Annotated in this window: 18 protein-coding genes; 13 read left to right on the top strand and 5 right to left on the bottom strand. The window is 54.5% G+C overall.

Features of this window, described 5'->3' with window-relative positions:
* Positions 1-357: 357 nt before the first annotated feature.
* Entirely contained in the window at positions 358-1,629 is a 1,272-nt protein-coding gene (locus AC07UY_RS19445; protein ID WP_494660518.1) for a dicarboxylate/amino acid:cation symporter, read from the bottom strand.
* A 437-nt stretch (positions 1,630-2,066) separates the two neighbouring features.
* On the opposite strand from AC07UY_RS19445, the gene AC07UY_RS19450 reads away from it, so the two are divergent.
* The 10 genes from AC07UY_RS19450 (at position 2,067) to cheZ (ending at position 12,096) form a co-directional block, all read left to right on the top strand.
* On the top strand, positions 2,067-2,627 hold the full coding sequence (locus AC07UY_RS19450) for a Csu type fimbrial protein (protein ID WP_238929238.1): 561 nt from the start codon (positions 2,067-2,069) through the stop codon (positions 2,625-2,627).
* Positions 2,628-2,713: 86 nt separating this feature from the next.
* Positions 2,714-3,181 (top strand): Csu type fimbrial protein, encoded by a 468-nt coding sequence (locus AC07UY_RS19455; protein WP_494660519.1) that lies wholly within the window; start codon positions 2,714-2,716, stop codon positions 3,179-3,181.
* 15 nt (positions 3,182-3,196) lie between these two features.
* A complete protein-coding gene (locus tag AC07UY_RS19460) occupies positions 3,197-3,952 on the top strand; it encodes a fimbrial biogenesis chaperone (RefSeq protein ID WP_494701782.1) in 756 nt (251 codons plus the stop codon).
* Entirely contained in the window at positions 3,928-6,318 is a 2,391-nt protein-coding gene (locus AC07UY_RS19465) for a fimbria/pilus outer membrane usher protein (protein WP_494701783.1), read from the top strand. The genes AC07UY_RS19460 and AC07UY_RS19465 overlap by 25 nt, the downstream gene beginning before the upstream one ends.
* A complete protein-coding gene (locus AC07UY_RS19470) occupies positions 6,315-7,280 on the top strand; it encodes a Csu type fimbrial protein (protein WP_494660447.1) in 966 nt (321 codons plus the stop codon). Before AC07UY_RS19465 ends, AC07UY_RS19470 begins: the two co-directional genes overlap by 4 nt.
* An 82-nt stretch (positions 7,281-7,362) precedes the next feature.
* Complete coding sequence (gene tar / locus AC07UY_RS19475; RefSeq protein ID WP_494701784.1) at positions 7,363-9,024, top strand: methyl-accepting chemotaxis protein II; 1,662 nt, start codon at positions 7,363-7,365, stop codon at positions 9,022-9,024.
* 97 nt (positions 9,025-9,121) lie between these two features.
* Positions 9,122-9,988 (top strand): protein-glutamate O-methyltransferase CheR, encoded by an 867-nt coding sequence (gene cheR / locus AC07UY_RS19480; RefSeq protein ID WP_494701785.1) that lies wholly within the window; start codon positions 9,122-9,124, stop codon positions 9,986-9,988.
* The gene (locus tag AC07UY_RS19485) at positions 9,985-11,034 is read left to right on the top strand and encodes a protein-glutamate methylesterase/protein-glutamine glutaminase (protein WP_494660450.1); all 1,050 of its coding nucleotides are present in this window, start codon (positions 9,985-9,987) and stop codon (positions 11,032-11,034) included. Before cheR ends, AC07UY_RS19485 begins: the two co-directional genes overlap by 4 nt.
* Before the next feature lie 17 nt (positions 11,035-11,051).
* A complete protein-coding gene (gene cheY, locus AC07UY_RS19490; protein WP_203360901.1) occupies positions 11,052-11,441 on the top strand; it encodes a chemotaxis response regulator CheY in 390 nt (129 codons plus the stop codon).
* A gap of 10 nt (positions 11,442-11,451) precedes the next feature.
* Entirely contained in the window at positions 11,452-12,096 is a 645-nt protein-coding gene (gene cheZ, locus AC07UY_RS19495) for a protein phosphatase CheZ (RefSeq protein WP_203360902.1), read from the top strand.
* A 39-nt stretch (positions 12,097-12,135) separates the two neighbouring features.
* Here cheZ and AC07UY_RS19500 read toward each other — a convergent pair whose 3' ends face one another.
* From AC07UY_RS19500 to AC07UY_RS19515, 4 genes are all read right to left on the bottom strand, one after another.
* Positions 12,136-13,296 carry a fimbrial protein gene (locus tag AC07UY_RS19500; RefSeq protein ID WP_494701786.1) on the bottom strand — a complete coding sequence of 387 codons (1,161 nt, stop codon included), beginning with the start codon at positions 13,294-13,296 and terminating at the stop codon, positions 12,136-12,138.
* Positions 13,286-15,841, bottom strand: a complete 2,556-nt coding sequence (locus tag AC07UY_RS19505; RefSeq protein ID WP_494701787.1) for a fimbria/pilus outer membrane usher protein — start codon at positions 15,839-15,841, stop codon at positions 13,286-13,288. The genes AC07UY_RS19500 and AC07UY_RS19505 overlap by 11 nt, the downstream gene beginning before the upstream one ends.
* A gap of 9 nt (positions 15,842-15,850) precedes the next feature.
* Complete coding sequence (locus AC07UY_RS19510; protein ID WP_494660454.1) at positions 15,851-16,543, bottom strand: fimbrial biogenesis chaperone; 693 nt, start codon at positions 16,541-16,543, stop codon at positions 15,851-15,853.
* 92 nt (positions 16,544-16,635) lie between these two features.
* A complete protein-coding gene (locus tag AC07UY_RS19515; RefSeq protein WP_494660455.1) occupies positions 16,636-17,199 on the bottom strand; it encodes a fimbrial protein in 564 nt (187 codons plus the stop codon).
* A 554-nt stretch (positions 17,200-17,753) separates the two neighbouring features.
* On the opposite strand from AC07UY_RS19515, the gene flhB reads away from it, so the two are divergent.
* The 3 genes from flhB to flhE are packed head-to-tail and all read left to right on the top strand — an operon-like array spanning position 17,754 to position 21,374.
* A complete protein-coding gene (gene flhB, locus AC07UY_RS19520) occupies positions 17,754-18,908 on the top strand; it encodes a flagellar biosynthesis protein FlhB (protein WP_494660456.1) in 1,155 nt (384 codons plus the stop codon).
* Entirely contained in the window at positions 18,901-20,979 is a 2,079-nt protein-coding gene (flhA, locus tag AC07UY_RS19525) for a flagellar biosynthesis protein FlhA (RefSeq protein WP_203360908.1), read from the top strand. Before flhB ends, flhA begins: the two co-directional genes overlap by 8 nt.
* Positions 20,979-21,374, top strand: coding sequence for a flagellar protein FlhE (flhE, locus tag AC07UY_RS19530; protein ID WP_494660457.1), 396 nt, complete (start codon positions 20,979-20,981; stop codon positions 21,372-21,374). The genes flhA and flhE overlap by 1 nt, the downstream gene beginning before the upstream one ends.
* Positions 21,375-21,603: the final 229 nt, after the last annotated feature.

Raw genomic sequence — 21,603 nt, forward strand, 5'->3', positions numbered from 1 at the left:
CCGTCCCCTCCGCCCGCGTCCCTGCGGGCGGCCCCGGTCAGCCGTCAACGTCTCATCGATTTTCAGCCGGACCGTGGCGTTGCTTCAGCATTCTGACTTTCAGTGATTTCCGTTTGGCTGTTTAACCAAAAACTCAGGTGGTCAGGTGCGGGGAGAGTCCGGCCGAAAATTGCCGACGTGTTTCCGTAAGGCCGGGGGAACCCGCAGGGATGCGGGTTCAGGGCGCGGCGATAGCCCCCTTAACCCGTTCACGGGACATGAAATGCCAGAGAAGCGAGAAACATAAGGTGAACGGAACCTTGTTCCGGAGTCAAAAATTTCCCAAAAAAAAGCATGACTCCTCAGAGCGTATGACTATCAGGCCTCCACCTGCTCTGTCCCCGTATCGCGGACATCTTCTTCTTCCAGTAATCCTTCGTCCTGCGCCAGCATGGCCGTGGCGATCCCGTTTCCTAACACGTTAATGGCGGAACGCCCCATATCGAGGAAGTGGTCGATACCCATCAACAGCAGGATCCCGGCGACAGGAATATTAAAGCTCGGGATCGTGGCCGCCAGGACCACCAGCGCGGAACGCGGTACACCCGCGATCCCTTTCGACGCCAGCATCAGCGTCAGCATCAACACGGTAATCTCGGCAAAAGAGAGATGAATATTGTAGGCCTGCGCGATAAACATCGAGGCAAATGAGCAGTACACCATCGAGCCGACCAGGTTGAAGGAGTAACCGATCGGCAGCACAAACGACACAATGTTGCGCGAACAGCCGAATTTGGTCAGTTGTTCGAGGGTCTTCGGGTAGGCCGCTTCCGAGCTGCTGGTTGTAAACGCCACCAGCACAGGGTCCTTCAGCATGCTGAGCAGGCGGAACACCTCTTTTTTCAGCACCAGGTATCCCACCGCTAACAACACCAGGCAGGTCATCAGGATAGCGGCGTAATAGCCGCCAATAAAGGAGGCGTAGTGAAGTAAAATGCCCAACCCCTCATTGGCGATAACCGATGAAATGGCCGCAAAAATTGCCAGCGGCGCGACGTACATGACGTAGCCCGTGACCTTCAGCATAATGTGTGAAACCACGTCCAGCGCGGCAACCAGCGGGGCATTAAATTTTTCACCCAGCGACGCGCCACCAATACCGAAAAACAGCGAGAACACGACGATTTGCAAAATTTCATTATCTGCCATCGCCCCCGCAATACTGGTTGGAATGGTATGAGACAAAAAGCCTTTTAAGCTCATGCCGCCCACCGCAAGACCGGTATCTACCGATTCCGCAGGGATCGCCAGATTTAACCCGCCGCCCGGTTGCTCAATCATCACGATAAAAAGCCCCACCAGAATGGACAGGACGGAAGAGCTGATAAACCAGATCATCGCTTTCCCTCCCACACGGCCAATGGTGGCGGTTTCACCCAAACGCATAATTCCTACGGTCAACGTGCTGAATACCAGCGGCGCAATCACCATTTTGATAAGTCTAAGGAAGATATCGGTGAGGAGAGTAATGTTGTCAGACCATGCGGCAATGGTGTCCTGACTGGTGTATGAATGAATCGCCGCCCCCGACAGAATGCCAGCCAGCATGAAGATCACGATAAATAACGTGAGTTTGTTTGCGTTTGCCACTAAAAAGCTCCCAGCTTGATTTAACATTTTATTTTCAGTGACGCATGTCTTTTATTTATTTAGAGGCACTGAAATATTCATTACCTAAATTGGAGTAAAGCGAGGTGGGATACAACTATTTTTTAGTATTTATCCATTTTGTTGCGTTCTGTTGGGCGTGATTATGTGATCCTGATCGCATAAGAATGAATATATCCTTCTGATACATCATTTTTCATGATGCGACCAAATGTTAATTTTTTGATAATTATGATGTTTTTATGTCAATAGGTCATAAGCATGACCATGCGCTGCGCTGGTGGTTGATTTCTCATACATAAACTAAATTTCAGTTTATCAGTTCGTTAGATCTTTTCCGCGTCTTCTGTTCCTGCCATCCCGGTCTGGTGGGAAAAACGTCGAGGATAGCGATTTCTGGAGGTGAAGTGATGAACAATATGTATCTGATCCTGGGCACCGTTAGCGTGTTTTTGTTGCCTGTACCTTCCGTCCTCGCGCTCTCGAGCAACGGGACGATAGGCGCGACGCTGACGCTGACTAACGGCTGCTTGATCAACGGATCGCCCAGCCAGAACGGGATCAATTTCGGTACGCTCGATTTTGGCGCGCATCCGGCGACGTTTTCAGAATTGACGACCCAGTTGACGGGGGCGGGAGGGGGCAACAGCTTTGGCATTCAGTGCACCACGACGGATTACACGGTACAAATCACCGGCAACACGAACTCCTCCGCACCGGGAAATGTGGTGGGGACGCCGGGCACGCCCGCTCGTTATCTCATCAACGCGGCAAACACAACGCAGGGCGTCGCTTACAGCCTGTACAGCGACAGTGGATTCAGTAATGTCATCGACAACAACACCCCTATCCCGAAAACATCGACCACTGCAGGTGTCGATAACTACACCCTGTACGGGCGTATTCAGGGCGGTGGCAACAGCGTCACCGTCGTACCAGGAACCTATACCGACACCATCAATGTCAGCGTAATTTACTGATAAATCAAAAAATGGGTTTTTCATACGCACACTCCTGTATCGGGAGCGGGGGGCTGTTACGCCTGATTTTGGGTCTGTTGGCCAGCATGTGGGGGGCGGCGCAGGCCGTCACCACTCAGTCTTTTCAGCTTAGCGCTACCGTAACGCCGGGCTGTTCCGTCATCACCGGCAGCGGAGGCGTGCTGGGCGCACTCGATTTTGGTACCTACAGCGGGGTAGAAACGCGGCAGGTGAATACTCGCTTTGTGCCGAATGCAGCGCTGTCGCTGGCATGCACGCCGGGAGTGTCGCTCAGTATGAGCATTGATGGAGGACGCAATTTTGCTTCAGTGCGAAATATGCAGCGCTCGGGAGGCACCCAGCGCGTGGCCTATCGTCTCTACAGCTCTTCTTCTCTGGGGGCGAACAGTGAAATCGGCGTTAATCAGCCTGTGTCGGTGGCTTACAGCGATAGCAATAACATTGCACTGCCGTTATTTGGCGTTGCATTTCTGACCGGATTCAGCCCGGCGGGAAACTATTCAGATCAACTTACCGTGACGCTGTCGTGGTAGTAAGGGAGTGATGTGATGAAGATGCGTTTGAATCCGGGGCGACTGTTTGCCCTGACGGCGATGCTGATGGCACCGGGGGCACACAGCGCAGGGACTATTTTGCTTTGGCCCATCGATCCCTGGCTTGCCGCCGACAGTCAGGCCACCGAACTGTGGATCCAGAATCAGGGCGATTCACCGATGATGATGCAGGTACGTATCGTGCGTTGGCACCAGGACGGGGGATTCGAACGTTATCAGCAACAGCAGGATGTGGTCGCCAGTCCTCCCATTGTGCGTATTGAGAAAGGGAGTAAACAGCTCATCCGTCTGATTAAGCAGGCCACCGTGCCCGCTGGGGTTGAGCAGGCTTACCGCATCATTGTCGATGAAATCCCGCAGCCAGAGAGCGTCAGTGCGCCGCAGATGGGGCTCAACGTACAGATGCGTTATTCATTGCCGCTCTTTGTTTACGGGCAGGGCGTCGCTACCTCGCCTGAAGGGGAATATCACGCGCGTGTAAACGTGCAGCAGCTCAACTGGCGGGTGGTGCAGGAGCAGGGCAAACCACAACTGGAAGTGCGCAATCAGAGCGATGTGCATGTCCGGCTCAGCAAAGTGTCGCTGCAGCAAGGGGGGGCGAAGTATACCGTGGCTGAAGGTCTGTTGGGTTATGTTCTGCCCGGCAGTTATCGGCGCTGGCCGCTACCCGCAGGTGTTTCTCACCCAGCAGAGTTAACCTCGGCAGCCAACACGCAGGGTGGTCAATGGCAGTCTGGTCCCGCCAACTGAGTGGTGTGGTGATGACGGCGCTATTGGCCAGTCCCTCCCTTTGCCGGGCGGAGTCGGGGGATGACTCACTGCCACCGCCGCCTGATGCCCGCGCGATGAATACCGACGCGGTCTTCCATCTGGCGCTGATCGTTAATCACTACGATACACAACAGGTGGTGCCAGTGACCCGGCGACAGGGGGACTTTTATGTTGCGAGCGCCGATTTACAGCGTGCCGGGCTCCCGCCTGACAAACTTCCGCACGGGGATGTCAACACGTCACGGTTAGCGCAGGTGCAAACCGAATACGATAGCAGCGGGCAGCGCCTGCTATTGACGGTTCCTCGCGACTGGGTGCCTGAACGGATCATGCATTTTGGCGGTGAGTCGTCGCAGAGTACGCCGCATCATGGGCGTGGCGCGTTACTTAACTATGATTTTTACGCAAGCGATTCTCAACATGGCGGTGGGCAGGCCTCGGTCTGGCATGAACTTCGCTTTTTTAATGATGCGGGATCGTTCTCTTCGACAGGCTATGTGCGCCAGAATATGGCGGGAAGCCACGATCAGCAAGAGGGCTATGTTCGTTATGACACAGTGTTCACGGCCACTCACGAAGACGATGCCACCCAGTGGCGCATCGGGGATGTGATCAGCGATGCCCTGAGCTGGAGCAACAGTGTGCGAGTGGGCGGTCTTTACTGGGGGCGCGATTTTTCTCTGCGTCCCGATCTTGTGACCTGGCCTCTGCCGGAATTTTCCGGCGAAGCGGCTGTTCCGACATCCGTTGACCTGTTCATTGATGGTTATCGGGCAGGGTCGACGCAACTCCAGCCGGGACCGTTTACGCTCACCAATCTGCCCTACATTAACGGCGCGGGCGATGCGGTACTGGTCACGCGTGATGCGTTGGGTCGGCAGGTGAGCACGACATTACCGTTTTATGTTGCCAGTGAACTGTTGGCACCTGGTATGAGTGATGGGGCGGCGACCTTGGGGAGCCTGCGGCGTAACTACGGTATCGACAATGCTGACTACGGTCCGGCAGTGGGGAGTGCGACATACCGATATGGCGCCACCGATTTTCTGACGCTGGAAGGACACGGGGAAGCGGCTGAAGAACTGGCACTGGCGGGAGCGGGAGCACTGGTCAAACTGGGGCGTTTTGGGGTGGTGAATGGCGCATGGACGGAAAGCCGCATGCGGGATAAAAGCGGTCATCAGATCAACTGGGGGTATCAGTACAGTACCGCGGCGTTCAGTCTCGCTACACAGCACTCCCGGCGTGAACGGGGGTTTGGCAATCTGGCGCTGTACGATCAGTCTGACGATGCGGATGATGATAATCAACCGCTGGCGTCGTTGAGTCAGCGCAGCGATCAATACTCGCTTACCTTCAATATGGGAACGTTCGGGAATGTCGGTGCGGCATGGATCGATATCCGTAGCTTTGATGCGCAAAAAACGGAATTGCTCAATCTCTCCTGGAGCCGCAATTTGTGGGGGAGCAGCAGCCTGTATCTTGCTGCCAGCCGGGACCGACAACAGGGTGACTGGACACTGGCGATGTCGGTGCAAATTCCGCTGGGTGAACGAGACAGCGCCGCTTTCAGCATGGAGAAGACGCCGGATGCGGGGCAAACGCAACGCATTAATTACACCCATTCGATGCCGACCGACGGAGGATTTAGCTGGAATCTGGCATGGGCGCGACAATCGCAAGACAGTGACTACCAGCAGGCGACGCTGGGCTGGCGGAATAACAACGTAGAGTTGCAGGGCGGAACCTACGGCGAGAGTGATGAAATGACCTGGTGGGGCGAAGCAATGGGTTCCCTGGTGCTGATGGACAATCAACTGTTTGCCGCCAACAAGATCAACGATGCTTTTGTGGTGGTCAGCACTGACGGGCATGCCGATGTTCCGGTCAATTATGAAAATCAGCCCATCGGGAAAACCAATGAGAAGGGGTATTTGCTGATCAGCAGCGTTTCGGCCTATTACCCGGCGAATTACAGCATCAATACGCTGAATTTACCGGCGGATATCCAGCTGAAGGAAACTGAACGCAAGGTGGCGTTACGGCGCCAAAGCGGTTATCTGGTGGATTTCCCCATGGAGCAGGAGCGTGTGGCCAGCGTGATTCTGCACGATGAGAACGCTCAACCGTTGCCTGTGGCAAGCCAGGTCATGCGATCGCAACAGAAATCTGCCGTGGTGGGGTACGACGGCATCGTCTGGCTGGAAAATTTAGAGAACGTTACGATCTTGCAGGCGACGACGCCGGACGGCAGACATTGTCAGGCAATGCTTACGCTGGCCGCGAATCCTCAGCATAAACTGCAAACCTATGGCCCGCTCATTTGCCGGAGCGGCCCAGGGTGATCGTTCGTGGGCTGTGGCTGTTAGCGTTATTGGTGATAGCACCGGGCGTTCGGGCGGCGTGCTCGGTTGCGACGACCAGCGGCGCATTAGGCAGCGTCTCTTCTTTTACCGTGAACAATACCGAACAAACGAGCAGCGCCGATCTGTTGGTGCAATGCGATGTGGTACTGGGATTGCTCAATAACGACACGGTCACGCTGACCTACACGGGAGCATCCGCCACGGTCAGCAATCGGGGGGCATTAAAGCGCGTGGATAACGCTACCCTGGCGGATGCCATTCCGGTTCGGCTGTGCGGCCAATCCAATTGCGCCAATAACAGTGAAATCGCCATTAACGGTAGCTACACCTGGAGCGGGAGTACGCTGCTGGCGTTATTGGGTTCAAAGCGCTTTACTCTGCCGCTCTATTTTCGCACGGTAACGGGGCAAAACGTCAGCGCGGGACCGTATCAGCTCATCTTCAATTTCAACGTTTACTACAATATTTGCCAGGTTGGCGCGCTGGGATTGTGTATTACCAATCAAACCAATACGGTGGCGACGACCTTACCATTGACCCTGACGGTCACCAACGACTGCATCACTATTACCGCGCCGAACGTCAATTTTGGCAGCGCGCCGCTGGTGAAAAACTTTCCCGCGATCGCCCAGTCCGTTTCAGTCACGTGCACTAAAGGCAGTACATACACCGTCGGTATCAATAATGGCAGCAACGCGAGCGGGAATGTCAGAAATATGGCAAGCGGCGCTAATCGCCTGAGTTATGAGATTTACAAAGGCAGCACCACTGAGCGATGGGGAAGCAGCGGGACGGAACGCTGGGCCAGTAGCGCCTCGTCCTCACTGAGTTCCGACGGACTACTGCGAACTTACAACTACACGGCCAAAATTTTGAATACGCAAACGACGCCGCCCGCAGGGACGTATACCGACACCGTTGTTGTCGATATTGCGTTCTAGCCCATTTTTTCCTTTTCGCAAATGTAAAGTTCTGCCCCGGGGTGCCGATAACGGAGATAACTCGTTTTCAGGAAGGTGCCTTATGTTTAACCGTATCCGCGTTGTCACAATGCTGATGATGGTGCTGGGGGTTTTCGCACTGCTACAGCTTGTTTCCGGTGGTCTGTTGTTTTCTTCATTGCAGCAGAATCAGCAAAGTTTTGTTATTTCTAACGATTTACGCCAGCAGCAGAGTGAACTTACCTCGACATGGGACCTGATGCTGCAGACACGTATTAACCTGAGTCGCTCTGCCGCGCGCATGATGATGGATGCCAGCAACCAGCAGAGCAGCGCAAAAAGTGATCTGCTGAAGAATGCCAAAAACGTTCTGGCGCAGGCGGCGGCGCATTACAACACGTTCAAAAATATTACACCTTTGCCTGAAATGGCGGAGGCCAGCGGCAATGTGGATGAGAAATACCTGCAATACCATGCGGCGCTGGCAGAACTGATTCAGTTCCTGGAACACGGCAACATGGACGCGTACTTTGCCCAACCGACCCAGGGGATGCAAAACGCGCTGGGCGAGGCGCTGGGTAAATATGCCAGCGTCAGCGAGAAACTGTATCGCCAGGCGTTCGACGAAAGCGCCCGTGATTATCACTTTGCGCAATGGCAACTTGCCATTCTTGCGGTGGTCCTGGTGCTGATTCTGGTCGTCGTCTGGTACGGCATTCGCCATACCTTACTGAATCCACTCGCAAAGGTGATTGGCCACATTCGCGAAATTGCCAGCGGCGATTTGACGAAGACATTGACCGTCGCCGGGCGTAACGAAATTGGCGAGCTGGCAGGCAGCGTTGATCACATGCAGCGTTCGTTGATTGACACGGTGACCCAGGTTCGCGAAGGTTCTGACGCCATTTATTCCGGCACCAGCGAAATTGCCACCGGTAACACCGATCTCTCTTCACGCACCGAGCAACAGGCGTCGGCGCTGGAAGAGACCGCCGCCAGCATGGAGCAGCTCACCGCAACGGTGAAACAGAACGCCGACAACGCGCGTCAGGCGTCGCAGCTCGCGCAAAGCGCCTCTGATACGGCGCAGCACGGCGGAAAAGTGGTCGACGGCGTGGTGAAAACGATGCACGAGATTGCCGACAGCTCCAAAAAAATCGCCGACATTATCAGCGTTATTGACGGTATTGCCTTTCAGACCAACATCCTGGCGCTGAACGCCGCCGTGGAAGCGGCTCGCGCCGGAGAGCAGGGGCGTGGGTTTGCGGTGGTCGCCGGTGAAGTGCGCAATTTAGCCAGCCGCAGCGCGCAGGCGGCGAAAGAGATTAAAGCGCTGATTGAAGACTCCGTGTCGCGGGTCGATACTGGCTCGGTGCTGGTGGAAAGTGCGGGCGAGACGATGAACGACATCGTCAATGCCGTCACGCGCGTCACCGACATCATGGGGGAAATTGCCTCCGCATCTGACGAGCAGAGCCGCGGTATTGATCAGGTGGCGCTGGCGGTGTCTGAAATGGATCGCGTCACGCAGCAAAACGCCTCGCTGGTACAGGAGTCTGCGGCGGCCGCGGCGGCGCTCGAAGAGCAGGCCAGTCGTTTAAATATGGCTGTCTCGGCATTCCGGCTGGCGGCACGCCCCCTTGCATCAAAACCGCGTGACGCGCATCGCTCAGGCAATACGCCTCACGCCGCACAATCCCGTCCACTGACAACGGAACCGGACACCCATTGGGAAACATTCTGATGGTCGTTTAAACCTGAATTGCACATCGTACCACCCTAAGCACCGGCACCGCGAAAAGCGGTGTCGGTTGCATCCTGAATGTGATTGAGAAGGCGCTATGACATCATCTCTGCCCACTGGGCAAACGTCATTATTGTTACAGATGACACAGCGCCTCGCGCTGTCTGACGCGCATTTTCGTCGGATATGTCAATTAATCTACCAGCGCGCGGGTATCGTGCTGGCGGACCACAAGCGGGATATGGTCTATAACCGCCTGGTCCGCCGTTTGCGTACGCTGGGACTGGACGACTTTGGTCGCTATCTCAGTACGCTGGAGGCCAACCAAAACAGCGCCGAGTGGCAGGCGTTTATTAACGCACTGACCACCAATCTGACGGCTTTCTTTCGTGAAGGTCATCATTTTCCCGTGCTGGCGGAGCATGCGCGTCGTCGTAACGGCGAATACCGGGTATGGAGCGCGGCGGCCTCCACCGGCGAGGAGCCTTACAGTATCGCCATCACGCTGGCGGACACGCTGGGCACCGCGCCGGGACGCTGGAAAGTGTTTGCCAGTGATATCGACACCGAAGTGCTGGAAAAGGCGAGGAGCGGGATTTATCGCCTTGATGAACTCAAAACGCTCTCGCCACAGCAGTTGCAGCGTTACTTCATGCGGGGAACTGGCCCCCATGAAGGGCTGGTGCGCGTGCGTCAGGAACTGGCCAATTACGTCGAGTTTTCCAGCGTTAATTTGCTGGATAAGCAGTACAACGTACCGGAACCGTTTGACGCCATATTTTGCCGTAACGTGATGATCTATTTTGATAAAACGACGCAGCAGGACATTTTGCACCGTTTTGTTCCACTCCTTAAGCCTGATGGACTGCTGTTTGCCGGTCACTCAGAAAACTTTAGCCACCTCGTGCGCGATTTTTGCCTACGCGGACAAACGGTGTATGCGCTAAGTAAGGATAAAGTATGAGTAAAATCAGGGTATTGTCAGTTGATGATTCCGCGCTTATGCGCCAAATCATGACCGAGATTATAAACAGCCATAGCGACATGGAGATGGTGGCGACGGCGCCCGATCCGTTGGTTGCCCGGGATTTAATCAAGAAATATAACCCCGATGTCCTGACGCTGGATGTCGAAATGCCGCGGATGGACGGTCTCGATTTCCTTGAGAAGTTGATGCGGCTGCGGCCAATGCCCGTGGTGATGGTCTCTTCCCTGACCGGAAAAGGCTCCGAAGTGACCCTGCGTGCGCTGGAGTTGGGGGCGATTGATTTTGTGACCAAACCGCAGCTCGGTATTCGTGAAGGCATGCTGGCCTACAGCGCGATGATTGCGGAAAAAGTGCGGACGGCGTCGCGCGCGCGTCTGGCTGCCCATAAACCGTTGGCGGCGCCTGTCACCCTGAAAGCCGGGCCGCTACTCAGTTCGGAAAAATTGATCGCCATTGGCGCCTCAACCGGGGGAACCGAGGCGATACGCCATGTGCTTCAGCCGCTGCCGCTCTCCAGCCCGGCGGTGATTATCACGCAGCATATGCCGCCCGGATTTACCCGTTCCTTTGCTGAGCGCCTGAACAAACTGTGTCAGATAGCAGTGAAAGAGGCGGAACACGGCGAGCGAGTGTTACCCGGACACGCCTATATCGCGCCGGGAGACAAGCACATGGAGCTGGCGCGCAGCGGGGCAAACTATCAAATCAAAATTCATGACGGTCCGCCGGTTAACCGGCATCGACCTTCAGTAGATGTGTTGTTTCATTCGGTGGCGATTCATGCGGGGCGCAACGCCGTGGGGGTGATCCTCACGGGGATGGGCAACGATGGCGCGGCGGGGATGTTAGCGATGCACCAGGCAGGCGCCTGGACCATTGCGCAAAATGAAGCAAGTTGTGTGGTGTTCGGCATGCCGCGCGAGGCCATCAATATGGGTGGCGTGAGCGAAGTGGTCGATCTCAGCCAGGTAAGCCAGCAGATGCTGGCGAAAATCAGTGCCGGACAGGCAATACGTATTTGAATCAGGAGCAAATTTTTATGGCGGATAAAGAACTTAAGTTTTTGGTTGTGGATGACTTTTCCACCATGCGTCGCATTGTGCGCAACCTGCTAAAAGAGCTGGGTTTTAACAACGTCGAAGAGGCCGAGGATGGCGTGGATGCGTTGAACAAACTGCAGGCCGGTGGGTATGGGTTTGTCATTTCCGACTGGAATATGCCCAATATGGACGGTCTTGAGCTGCTGAAAACAATCCGTGCAGACGGCGGGATGTCCTCGCTGCCGGTATTGATGGTGACGGCGGAAGCCAAGAAAGAGAACATCATTGCTGCGGCTCAGGCAGGGGCGAGTGGTTACGTGGTGAAACCGTTCACCGCCGCGACGCTGGAAGAGAAACTCAACAAAATCTTTGAGAAACTGGGTATGTGAGGGTGTGACGATGATGCAACCATCAATCAAACCTGCGGATGATCACTCGGCAGGAGATATCATCGCGCGCATCGGCAGCCTGACCCGAATGTTGCGCGACAGCCTGCGGGAACTGGGGCTGGATCAGGCCATTGCAGAAGCGGCGGAAGCGATTCCGGACGCGCGCGATCGTCTGGATTATGTCGTGCAGATGACGGCGCAGGCGGCAGAACGCGCGCTGAACAGCGTTGAAGCGTCTCAGCCGCACCAGGATGAAATGGAGAAAGGGGCGAAAGCGCTATCCCAGCGTTGGGATGCGTGGTTTGAAAACCCGATCGAACTTTCTGACGCCCGTGAACTGGTCACCGATACGCGGAAATACCTTGGCGATGTGCCGGGGCATACCAGTTTTACCAATGCGCAGCTGCTCGACATCATGATGGCGCAGGATTTCCAGGATCTTACCGGTCAGGTGATCAAGCGCATGATGGATGTGATTCAGGAGATCGAGCGTCAATTGCTGATGGTCTTACTGGAAAACATTCCGGAGCAGGGCGCGCGTCCGAAACGCGAAAATGAAAGCCTGCTGAATGGCCCGCAGGTCGACACCTCGAAGGCTGGCGTTGTTGCCAGTCAGGACCAGGTGGATGATCTGCTGGACAGTCTTGGCTTCTGATAATCATTGCCGCCCAGTGCAAACCGGGCGGCTTTTCTGCTAGCGAAGCTCCATTTTCACCGTTACGTTACCCTCAAATTTACCCGGTTCCGGTTTTTTCTCGGTGGTGCCAACCGGGGCGGCTTTCATGATGATGCTGCCGTTGCCCTGTCCATCCATCGTCACCGGTAGGTCCAGCGACCCGTCCAGCACAACGTCATCGTTGTTTTGATCAAACATCCGCACCCCAATGTCATCCCGGCCCTCCATTTTGGCAATCAGACTGTTGCTGCCTGAAACGACCCCCTGATCGGCACTGAGTGTCAGCTGAATTTTCCCGGTGTTAGCGGCCGCCGGATCGTCACAATGGTAAGAGATATTGACGTCTCTGAGCGTATAGCTTGCCGGAGGCTTACCCTGCACAACGAACTGTGAGGTGACAATATTGCCGAGTTCAACCTCGATGGTGCTGCCGGCGTTAATCGTACAGCTGAGCGGGGCGCTGAGTTTTCCCGTCAGGTGAAAATCGGAAACATGTTGGGTGTTGGTGACGGCACAATAGTTTCCGGTAGAGAGGCAGGAATAGTTTTGCGCGATAACGGTCAGTGGGATGATCTCTTCGCCTAAAATGGCTTGCTTAACGTAGAGCGTGATCAGGACAACGTTCCACTTAAATTCTCGCTTAATGCTGCTTCCAGTGGAAGGGCGCGATGCATCGCTACAAACATCGCTGGTTGCCTCAGTCGGTTTTATCGATTCAGTCTTCTTCTGCATGCTGGCGAAGGGGGTGGGGTAACTATCAATGTTGATTTGCGTTAAGTTAATGCCATCGGGTGAGTTTATTGCATCGGCGTAGGCGGTGACATCAATATCTAAATGATCGGTCAGGGAGCCGTATCCCGCTTTACCCGCAGGTAACGGGCTGCCGGCGGCGGTGAGTTCATAGACCGGGGTGCCCGTATTCATCCCGTTCGGGCAATCGCAATTGGCGACGACCGAGGGCCCTACGGCGACAAAATGGTATTCCGGATTGCTGATAATTTGCCCATCCTTATTATTCTCAGCGGTGAGTTCCGTATTGATGGTGGTGGTGTAATCCACCGGCGGCGGGAAGCAGTTGGTTAGTATGACGGTAGCGGCGCGAGTCGCGAGAGGTAAGGCCAATAGGACCATAACGAGTCCGACGCTGTAGAGTCGGCGGGTGAGATGTTTATTCTGCATGAGTTGCCTCCGGCTTGCAGAGCGCACTGACCTGGCGGATACCGCCGGGGGCCGTGTCGGAAGAAGATGAAAGCGTGATGTCAACATGGCAGCGCTGTTGTGCGGAGTTTCCCCACTTCACTGTCAGAGGGAGAGTTTCGGCGACGCCGGCGAGATACAGTACGCCGCGATCGTCGACAATACCGCTGAGAGGGAGGTCATCGACGCTGGCGATGGCACCAAAGGGGATCGCCCGACCATCAGGGCGGGTGAGAGACACCAGAACCCGGTAGCCGACATGTGCCGTAAAGTGCGTACTGACGGCGGCGTTACGGGATGGCACCACGGTCATCGCGGTGGCATCCGTATCTACATCAGACGGCAAACTGGTGGTATCAATACGGATCACGTTTTCCTGGTAAGGCGTCAGTGAAGGGATCACCGCGTTGCCAAAAAGATCGGTTTGCACGCCCCGCTGGTTGGCAAAATGCACGCCAGGCGCGCCTTTGGCACTGACAATGGCGAATTGATCGCCTAAGGGCTGAGCAAGCGTGACGCCTGCAGGGTGAGCCACTATCCCACCGCTGATCCCATAACTTAGCTGCTGTGAGCTATCGGAGGCGGAGGCGTATCCGGCGTTAAGATTGGCATATTGCGAACGATAGCTACTATAGACGCTACTGCTGTCGCCGCCACCATGGTTAGTCCGGCTCTGCTGGAGTGAATAACTGAGCCGATCATCATCCAGCAATGTGCCACTAAGCCCCACGTTCTGCGAGGTATCCCCTTGCTTACTGGTGCTGAGATTGTAGCTGGCCCAACTTTTAGGTAGCCATCGGGAGAGCGGCAGGCTAAAACCCAGAGATAGCATCTGATCGCTGGGTTCGTCGCTGGTTTTGCTATAGGTATAAGCCAGGTTGACGCTGACGTCGCCAATCATCCGATTGATGCCCGACGTGATGCTTCGCTCTTTGTGGCTGGTTTGCCAGTAATCCTGTTGATAGCCGGAAATGTACACACTGCTGTCGAGTACGGTCTGGCTAACGTTGAGCTGGAGTCGGCTGCGTTTGTTGTAGTTGTAAGACCAGTCGCTATCGTTCGCATCGTGCTTTTCGTTAGCATCGGCAAACGTGTAATAACCGTCGGTCGAGTATCGGTAACTCGCCAGGCTGAAGTTAGTGCCTGTTGCCTCAATCTGTTTGGAATACATCAGACGCCAGGACTGCCCGTCGTGCTGTTCGTGATTATCCAGTTGCGTGCGGGCCAGCGTTACATCGGTTGAGATGGCGCCCAGCTCCCCCAACATGACCCCTGTACCGCCATTCACCGCCTGGTAGTCCGAAGACGTGGTTACGCCGCCGAAAAACGTCAGGAAGTTATTCAGACCATAAATAAGACTGGCCTGAGCGAAAAGGGGCTCTCTGGCGGCTTGACTCTCGTCTGCACGATAGCGGGCGAGAGTCACTTCGTAGCGGATATTGCCGGGTCGCTGCATGATGGCGACGCTTGAATAGGGCTGGGTGAAATGATGCTCGGTCCCGTCGGCTTCTTTAATTGTTACGTCAAGATCGCCGCTATTGCTGGTGGAGTAGAGATCGGTAATTTCAAAAGGACCGGGTGCGACGTTGGCCTGATAGATGACATACCCATTTTGTCGCACCGAGACTTCGGCATTAGAACTGGCGATACCGCGAATAACCGGGGCAAACCCCCGCTGGTTATAGGGCAGCATTTGATCGTCAGATGCCACGTTGATGCCGCGGTATTGCAGGCTGTCAAAGATCTCGCCACGGGTGCTGTTTTCGCCAGCGATAAACTGGGCTTTTAAACAACGGATATCATGCTGGAGCCAGGTATTAATGGTTTGCCAGGATTGCGTCTCATCGGACTGGTTCCAGGTTGAATAGTTGCGTAACCGCCAGCCACCGAGATTGGCGCCGCTACGCAGGTTAAGATACTGGCTGGAACCGTGGGTTTGATCCCCACCGCTACGCTCTGAGCCAGAGAACGCGTAGTTGGTAAAGAGTACCGGCACGCCGTCGTTCCAGGATGACGCTGCAATCTCATCGCGATGATGCTCGTCAATAGCCGCTTGCGGCATACTGATGCGTAACGTCATGGCATTAAAATCAAACGTCACTGCCGCAAAGGGAATGTAATCGCCGAGCGGCTTTCCCAGCGGCTCATTGGCAGGCAACTGCGCCAGTTCAGGGTAAGCTTCAACACGAATCCCCCATTGTCGCAACTGCTCAGGGGTTAACTGCGGCTGCAATGCCCCTGTTTTATCATTGATATAGGTAATCGATTTATCGTCGATGTACTGTTTATTCATGATCACTTTGGTGTGATATGTGCCGGGTAATTGCCCGTTTTCTTTTGAAAACAAGGAGAGATCGATATCCTGCTGCGATAGCCCGTCTCCCTCAAGTGATGAAGGGGCGAAGTAATATTCCCGCGCATTGACGTTGCTCACCGCGACGAGGAGCAAGCTGCTCAAACCTCTCAGGAGAGGATTGAGTCGTTTCAAAGGGCGGAAGAGGGACAGGCGCAATCCATTAGCAGCCATTGAGCACCACTATTTCTGGTTTAAACTGGCGGTAAACTCCGCGCTTGCATTGCCGTAGTCGGTAATGCAGCGCCAGCTCACCTTCGCGCCATTCACGGCGTTAGCGAGGGGGAATGTTGCGTTGGCTTTCGGGGCAACCATGTCAACGTGGGTTATCGACTTACCATTTATTCGCAGGGTATCGAAAACGCTGTAATAGTCGCCGTCATTGGTAATGAAAACCTGCCCCCCACGCTGACTAAAACGCAGATTTTTACAGGTATCCATGGGGGCGTTTTTCAGTCCTTCCGGGCGCCAGAACAGTTTTAATCTGGTTTTGTAAATAAGGCGTAAGACATTATTTTGGTTGTTGTCTTTCGCGATGGCCGGGATGGTGCGAACGTTCATATAAAACAGGGATTCACGATCGGTGGGGAGCGCCTGCCCGGACCAGGTAATACGCAGGCTTTGTTCTTTTTGCGGATCGAGTCGAAAGAGCGGGGGGGTCACAATAAACGGCCCCCGGGTTTTTCCATCGCCGGTATCCGTCCATGACTGAATAAGCCAGGGGAGCTCTTTTTCTGTATTGGTGAGCGCCAGCGCCACTTCTTTTTTGCTTGCATCATAAATAACACGCGTACGCCCCACCTGAATCCCTGCCGCGTGGCTGAGAGTGGTAAATGCATAAGGGGTGATACAAATGATGAGCAGAAGAAGGCGCATATAAAAACCTTTAATAAACAAATGTGTTATAAAATAGTTCCTGACGTGTTATTAACGGCATCGCTAATAACACGCCGGAAAAGACTCCAGATTTACTCATATAGAATATTAATTGTTAAATCGGCATTGGCTTCACCCGCGGTTACCGTTGATGAGATAGACTTATAGCGGGCATTCAGCATGGTGGAAATGGTATCTGTTGCGCTGGTTGACAATGGGATATAAACTTGCCCGCTTGACTTATCAAACTTGATCAGAGTGGTATCATGGTCTAACTCGCTGAGGACGATAGCCACGCCTTCGGCTTCTGAAACGGCCAGTTCGTCTGGTGACCCCGCGACTGTGACGCCAGAAAAGGTGAGCTGAATCGCTGCAAGCCCATCGCTTTTCACCGGACAGTCCTTAAGCTCAATGGGAACCGGTGTGAGAGGTGTTTCCGTTCCCACCGTTTTGAATAGCGACGTAGGGTAAGTCCCCAATGGCACTTTATACTCTGTTGTACCACCATCGCCTACAACCACGCAGCTTGGCGCAATAATTTCCCCGGTAAAGTGGATTTTCCCGGCATTATCTTCCGCAGCAACGTTTCCCCGAGCCGCAATGGCGGTTGACGTTGACAGGGCCAAAAGCAAACAAACAAAAATATTCCTTTTCACGCTATTATTCTCCAGAACAATTAAAGCCGGTAAATATATTAAATAAAAATATAGTTCAGGGATGTTCCATTTAAATGAGTGTCGCTAGTATACACTGAAGTTTCTTATTCGGAAGCGGCTGTTATTTTTTCATGGAGCGGGGTCGTAGTTTTTTGATGTTTGTCATTTTTATTTATTCTTGATTTATATGTATCCCTGTGAATTTATTTTCCAGATAATAAAATAAAGGTGTTTTAGGCCGTGTATGAGTGCTGTTGTAGGTGTTCTGTTATTTGTATTTGCGTTGTTATTATAGGTTTCATGTTTAATTAATTTCGTGGGGAAGTGTTTTTGATTTTTATAAATGCCAGTGAAGGTATATTTATTTTCAATAAATAAGCGTTAGCAATTAATAGCACAATGTTCCGTAATAATGTCAGTTCTCCACGCTGAAAACCTCGCCCTAAACGTAAATCAATGGTCTAAAAAGAGCGCTTTACGGGGTCTTTTCGCGCCATTGGCAGGGGCGCGTTCTGTCATCATAACGCAGAGACAACCTGGCGTGAGCGCGTGCTGTGGCAGACGAAAGCGATACCGAAGACAAAACAGAAGCTCCCACACCCCACCGACTCGAAAAAGCGCGGGAAGAAGGGCAAATCCCCCGCTCCAAAGAGCTCACCTCAATGCTGATTTTGCTGGTAGGCGTTTGCATTATCTGGATTGGCGGCGAGTCGCTGGCGGGGCGGTTATCAAACATGCTTTCGGCGGGATTACGTTTCGATCACAGCATGGTGAACGACCCCAATTTGATACTCGGGCAAATTATTCTGCTGATCAAAGAGGCGATGTGGGCGCTGTTGCCGCTGATCACCGGCGTGGTGCTGGTGGCGCTTATCTCTCCGGTAATGCTGGGGGGACTGGTTTTTAGCGGCAAGTCACTGCAGCCCAAGTTCTCAAAACTGAATCCCTTGCCAGGCATCAAACGCATGTTCTCCGCACAGACGGGGGCAGAATTGCTGAAAGCGATACTCAAATCCACCCTGGTGGGCAGCGTGACGGGGTTTTATCTCTGGCACAACTGGCCGGAGATGATGCGTTTGATGGCTGAGTCGCCGGTGACGGCGATGGGCAACGCGCTGGATCTCGTCGGGCTCTGCGCGCTGCTGGTGGTGCTGGGGGTGATTCCGATGGTGGGTTTTGACGTTTTCTTCCAGATTTTCAGCCATCTGAAAAAGTTACGTATGTCGCGCCAGGATATTCGCGATGAGTTCAAACAAAGCGAAGGCGATCCGCATGTTAAAGGGCGCATTCGCCAGATGCAGCGTGCGGCTGCGCGTCGCCGCATGATGGACGATGTGCCGAAAGCCGATGTCATTGTCACCAACCCCACGCACTACTCGGTGGCGCTGCAGTACGACGAAAACAAAATGAGTGCGCCCAAAGTGGTTGCCAAAGGGGCGGGGCTTGTGGCCCTGCGCATTCGCGAAATAGGCGCTGAACATCGCGTGCCGACGCTGGAAGCGCCGCCGCTGGCGCGTGCGTTGTATCGCCATGCTGAAATTGGTCAGCAAATTCCTGGACAACTGTATGCCGCTGTGGCGGAAGTCCTGGCATGGGTCTGGCAGCTTAAACGCTGGCGCCTTGCCGGTGGGCAGCGTCCGCCACAACCTGAAAATCTACCGGTGCCTGACGCACTGGATTTTATGAACGAGAAGAATACCGATGGCTAATCTGGTTGCGATGCTGCGCCTGCCCAACTCTATGAAGTCCACCCAATGGCAAATCCTTGCCGGGCCGATCCTCATCCTGCTGATTTTGTCGATGATGGTGCTGCCGCTGCCCGCGTTCATCCTCGACCTGCTGTTCACCTTTAATATCGCGCTGTCGATCATGGTGCTGCTGGTGGCGATGTTCACCCAGCGTACGCTGGAATTTGCCGCTTTCCCGACCATATTGCTGTTTACCACGCTGCTGCGCCTGGCGCTGAACGTGGCATCAACACGTATCATTCTGATGGAAGGGCATACTGGCGCAGCGGCGGCGGGCAAGGTGGTTGAAGCCTTCGGTCACTTCCTGGTGGGCGGGAACTTCGCCATTGGTATCGTGGTGTTCGTGATTCTGGTCATCATCAACTTTATGGTTATCACCAAAGGGGCAGGGCGTATCGCTGAGGTTGGCGCGCGCTTTGTGCTGGATGGGATGCCCGGTAAGCAGATGGCGATTGATGCCGACTTAAATGCGGGGTTGATCGGCGAAGACGAAGCGAAAAAACGGCGTACGGAAGTGACGCAGGAAGCCGATTTTTACGGTTCGATGGACGGTGCGAGTAAGTTCGTTCGCGGGGATGCCATCGCCGGTATTTTGATTATGGTGATCAACGTGGTGGGGGGACTGCTGGTGGGGGTTCTGCAACACGGCATGAGCATGGGGCACGCGGCGGAAAGTTATACCCTGCTGACCATCGGCGACGGTCTGGTCGCGCAGATCCCGGCGCTGGTGATTTCAACGGCGGCGGGCGTCATTGTTACCCGCGTCAGTACTGACCAGGATGTCGGTGAACAGATGGTCGGCCAGCTGTTCAGCAACCCTCGTGTCATGCTGCTCAGTGCGGCGGTGCTGGGGCTGCTGGGTCTGGTGCCCGGGATGCCGAACCTGGTCTTCCTGATGTTTACGGCGGCGTTACTGGGTCTTGCCTGGTGGATGCGGGGCAGAGAGCAAGCAGCGCCCGCTGAACCGCAGCCGGTGAAGATGCCGGAAAACAATTCGGTGGTGGAAGCGACCTGGAATGATGTGCAGCTCGAAGATTCCCTGGGCATGGAGGTCGGTTACCGGCTGATTCCGATGGTGGATTTTCAACAGGACGGGGAGCTGCTCGGACGTATTCGCAGTATTCGTAAAAAGTTTGCCCAGGAGATGGGATTCCTGCCGCCAGTGGTGCATATCCGCGACAATATGGATCTGCAGCCTGCCCGCTACCGAATTCTGATGAAAGGGGTGGAGATCGGCAGCGGCGATGCATACCCTGGCCGCTGGCTGGCCATTAACCCTGGGACGGCGGCGGGGACGCTGCCCGGTGAACCGACGGTGGATCCCGCTTTTGGCCTGGAGGCTATCTGGATTGAAAGCGCGTTGAAAGAGCAGGCGCAGATTCAGGGCTTTACGGTTGTGGAGGCGAGCACTGTTGTAGCTACGCACCTTAACCATCTGATCGGTCGGTTTGCGGCGGAATTGTTTGGCCGCCAGGAAGCGCAACAGCTGTTGGATCGCGTCTCGCAGGAGATGCCCAAGCTGACAGAAGATCTGGTACCCGGCGTGGTCACACTCACCACGCTACATAAAGTGCTGCAAAACCTGCTGGATGAGAAAGTGCCGATTCGCGACATGCGCACCATCCTCGAGACGCTGGCCGAACATGCCCCGATACAGAGCGATGCGCAGGAACTCACCGCCGTGGTACGTGTGGCATTGGGCCGCGCTATCACTCAGCAGTGGTTCCCGGGCAATGATGAAGTGCATGTCATTGGTCTTGATACCCCGCTTGAACGTTTGTTATTGCAGGCGTTACAGGGCGGCGGCGGACTTGAGCCTGGTCTGGCGGATCGTTTGCTGGCGCAGACGCAAGAGGCGTTGTCACGCCAGGAGATGCTGGGCGCGCCGCCCGTGCTGCTGGTGAATCATGCATTGCGCCCGCTGCTGTCACGTTTTTTACGTCGCAGTTTGCCGCAACTGGTGGTGCTTTCGAACCTGGAACTCTCGGATAACCGTAACATTCGCATGACCGCGACCATTGGAGGAAAATAATGCGTAAATTACTCAGCGTGCTGTGCCTGCTTCCGTCGATGGCGCTGGCTGCCGGAGAAGGGGCGTGGCAGGACAGCAGTACCGGTATTACCCTGAATTATCGCGGTGAGTCCGCATCTTCATCGCCGTTGTCCTCGCGACAACCGGTTTCCGGCTTAATGACTCTGGTCGCCTGGCGTTATACCCTGGACGGCCCTACGCCGGCGGGTCTGCTGGTACGTTTGTGCTCGCAATCTCGTTGTGTAGAGTTAGAAGGACAAAGCGGAACCACGCGCGGATTCACCAATGTGCCCGCTATCGAACCGCTGCGTTTCGTCTGGGAAGTGCCGGGTGGAGGACGCCTGATCCCGGCGCTTAAGGTCCAGAGTAACCAGGTGATTGTTAACTACCGCTAATTGTCAATTGTCTCTATTTCAGGCGGTTGGCAGGTGAAAATGCAAACCGCTTCGCAATTATTCGACCTCTTTTTTGATTTGTAGGAAACGCTGTTTTATAAATCGGTGACACGTGTTGCCGGACTCTTTGTGTTTCTGCCACTACACGAAATGCGGTGGCAGAAACAAAAAGGTATCACTTCCTGTAAGCTTCTATTGTAGCCGTGTATGAACTCCCCCTGGTTTTTCA

The sequence above is a fragment of the Citrobacter sp. GW821-FHT02E08 genome, from assembly GCF_059421685.1.

Coding starts and splice junctions, on each gene's coding strand:
- AC07UY_RS19450 (WP_238929238.1), top strand. CDS start 2,067: ATGTATCTGATCCTGGGCACCGTTAGCGTGTTTTTGTTGCCTGTACCT.
- AC07UY_RS19455 (WP_494660519.1), top strand. CDS start 2,714: ATGTGGGGGGCGGCGCAGGCCGTCACCACTCAGTCTTTTCAGCTTAGC.
- AC07UY_RS19460 (WP_494701782.1), top strand. CDS start 3,197: ATGAAGATGCGTTTGAATCCGGGGCGACTGTTTGCCCTGACGGCGATG.
- AC07UY_RS19465 (WP_494701783.1), top strand. CDS start 3,928: ATGGCAGTCTGGTCCCGCCAACTGAGTGGTGTGGTGATGACGGCGCTA.
- tar (WP_494701784.1), top strand. CDS start 7,363: ATGTTTAACCGTATCCGCGTTGTCACAATGCTGATGATGGTGCTGGGG.
- cheR (WP_494701785.1), top strand. CDS start 9,122: ATGACATCATCTCTGCCCACTGGGCAAACGTCATTATTGTTACAGATG.
- AC07UY_RS19485 (WP_494660450.1), top strand. CDS start 9,985: ATGAGTAAAATCAGGGTATTGTCAGTTGATGATTCCGCGCTTATGCGC.
- cheY (WP_203360901.1), top strand. CDS start 11,052: ATGGCGGATAAAGAACTTAAGTTTTTGGTTGTGGATGACTTTTCCACC.
- cheZ (WP_203360902.1), top strand. CDS start 11,452: ATGATGCAACCATCAATCAAACCTGCGGATGATCACTCGGCAGGAGAT.
- AC07UY_RS19500 (WP_494701786.1), bottom strand. CDS start 13,296: ATGCAGAATAAACATCTCACCCGCCGACTCTACAGCGTCGGACTCGTT.
- AC07UY_RS19505 (WP_494701787.1), bottom strand. CDS start 15,841: ATGGCTGCTAATGGATTGCGCCTGTCCCTCTTCCGCCCTTTGAAACGA.
- AC07UY_RS19510 (WP_494660454.1), bottom strand. CDS start 16,543: ATGCGCCTTCTTCTGCTCATCATTTGTATCACCCCTTATGCATTTACC.
- flhA (WP_203360908.1), top strand. CDS start 18,901: ATGGCTAATCTGGTTGCGATGCTGCGCCTGCCCAACTCTATGAAGTCC.
- flhE (WP_494660457.1), top strand. CDS start 20,979: ATGCGTAAATTACTCAGCGTGCTGTGCCTGCTTCCGTCGATGGCGCTG.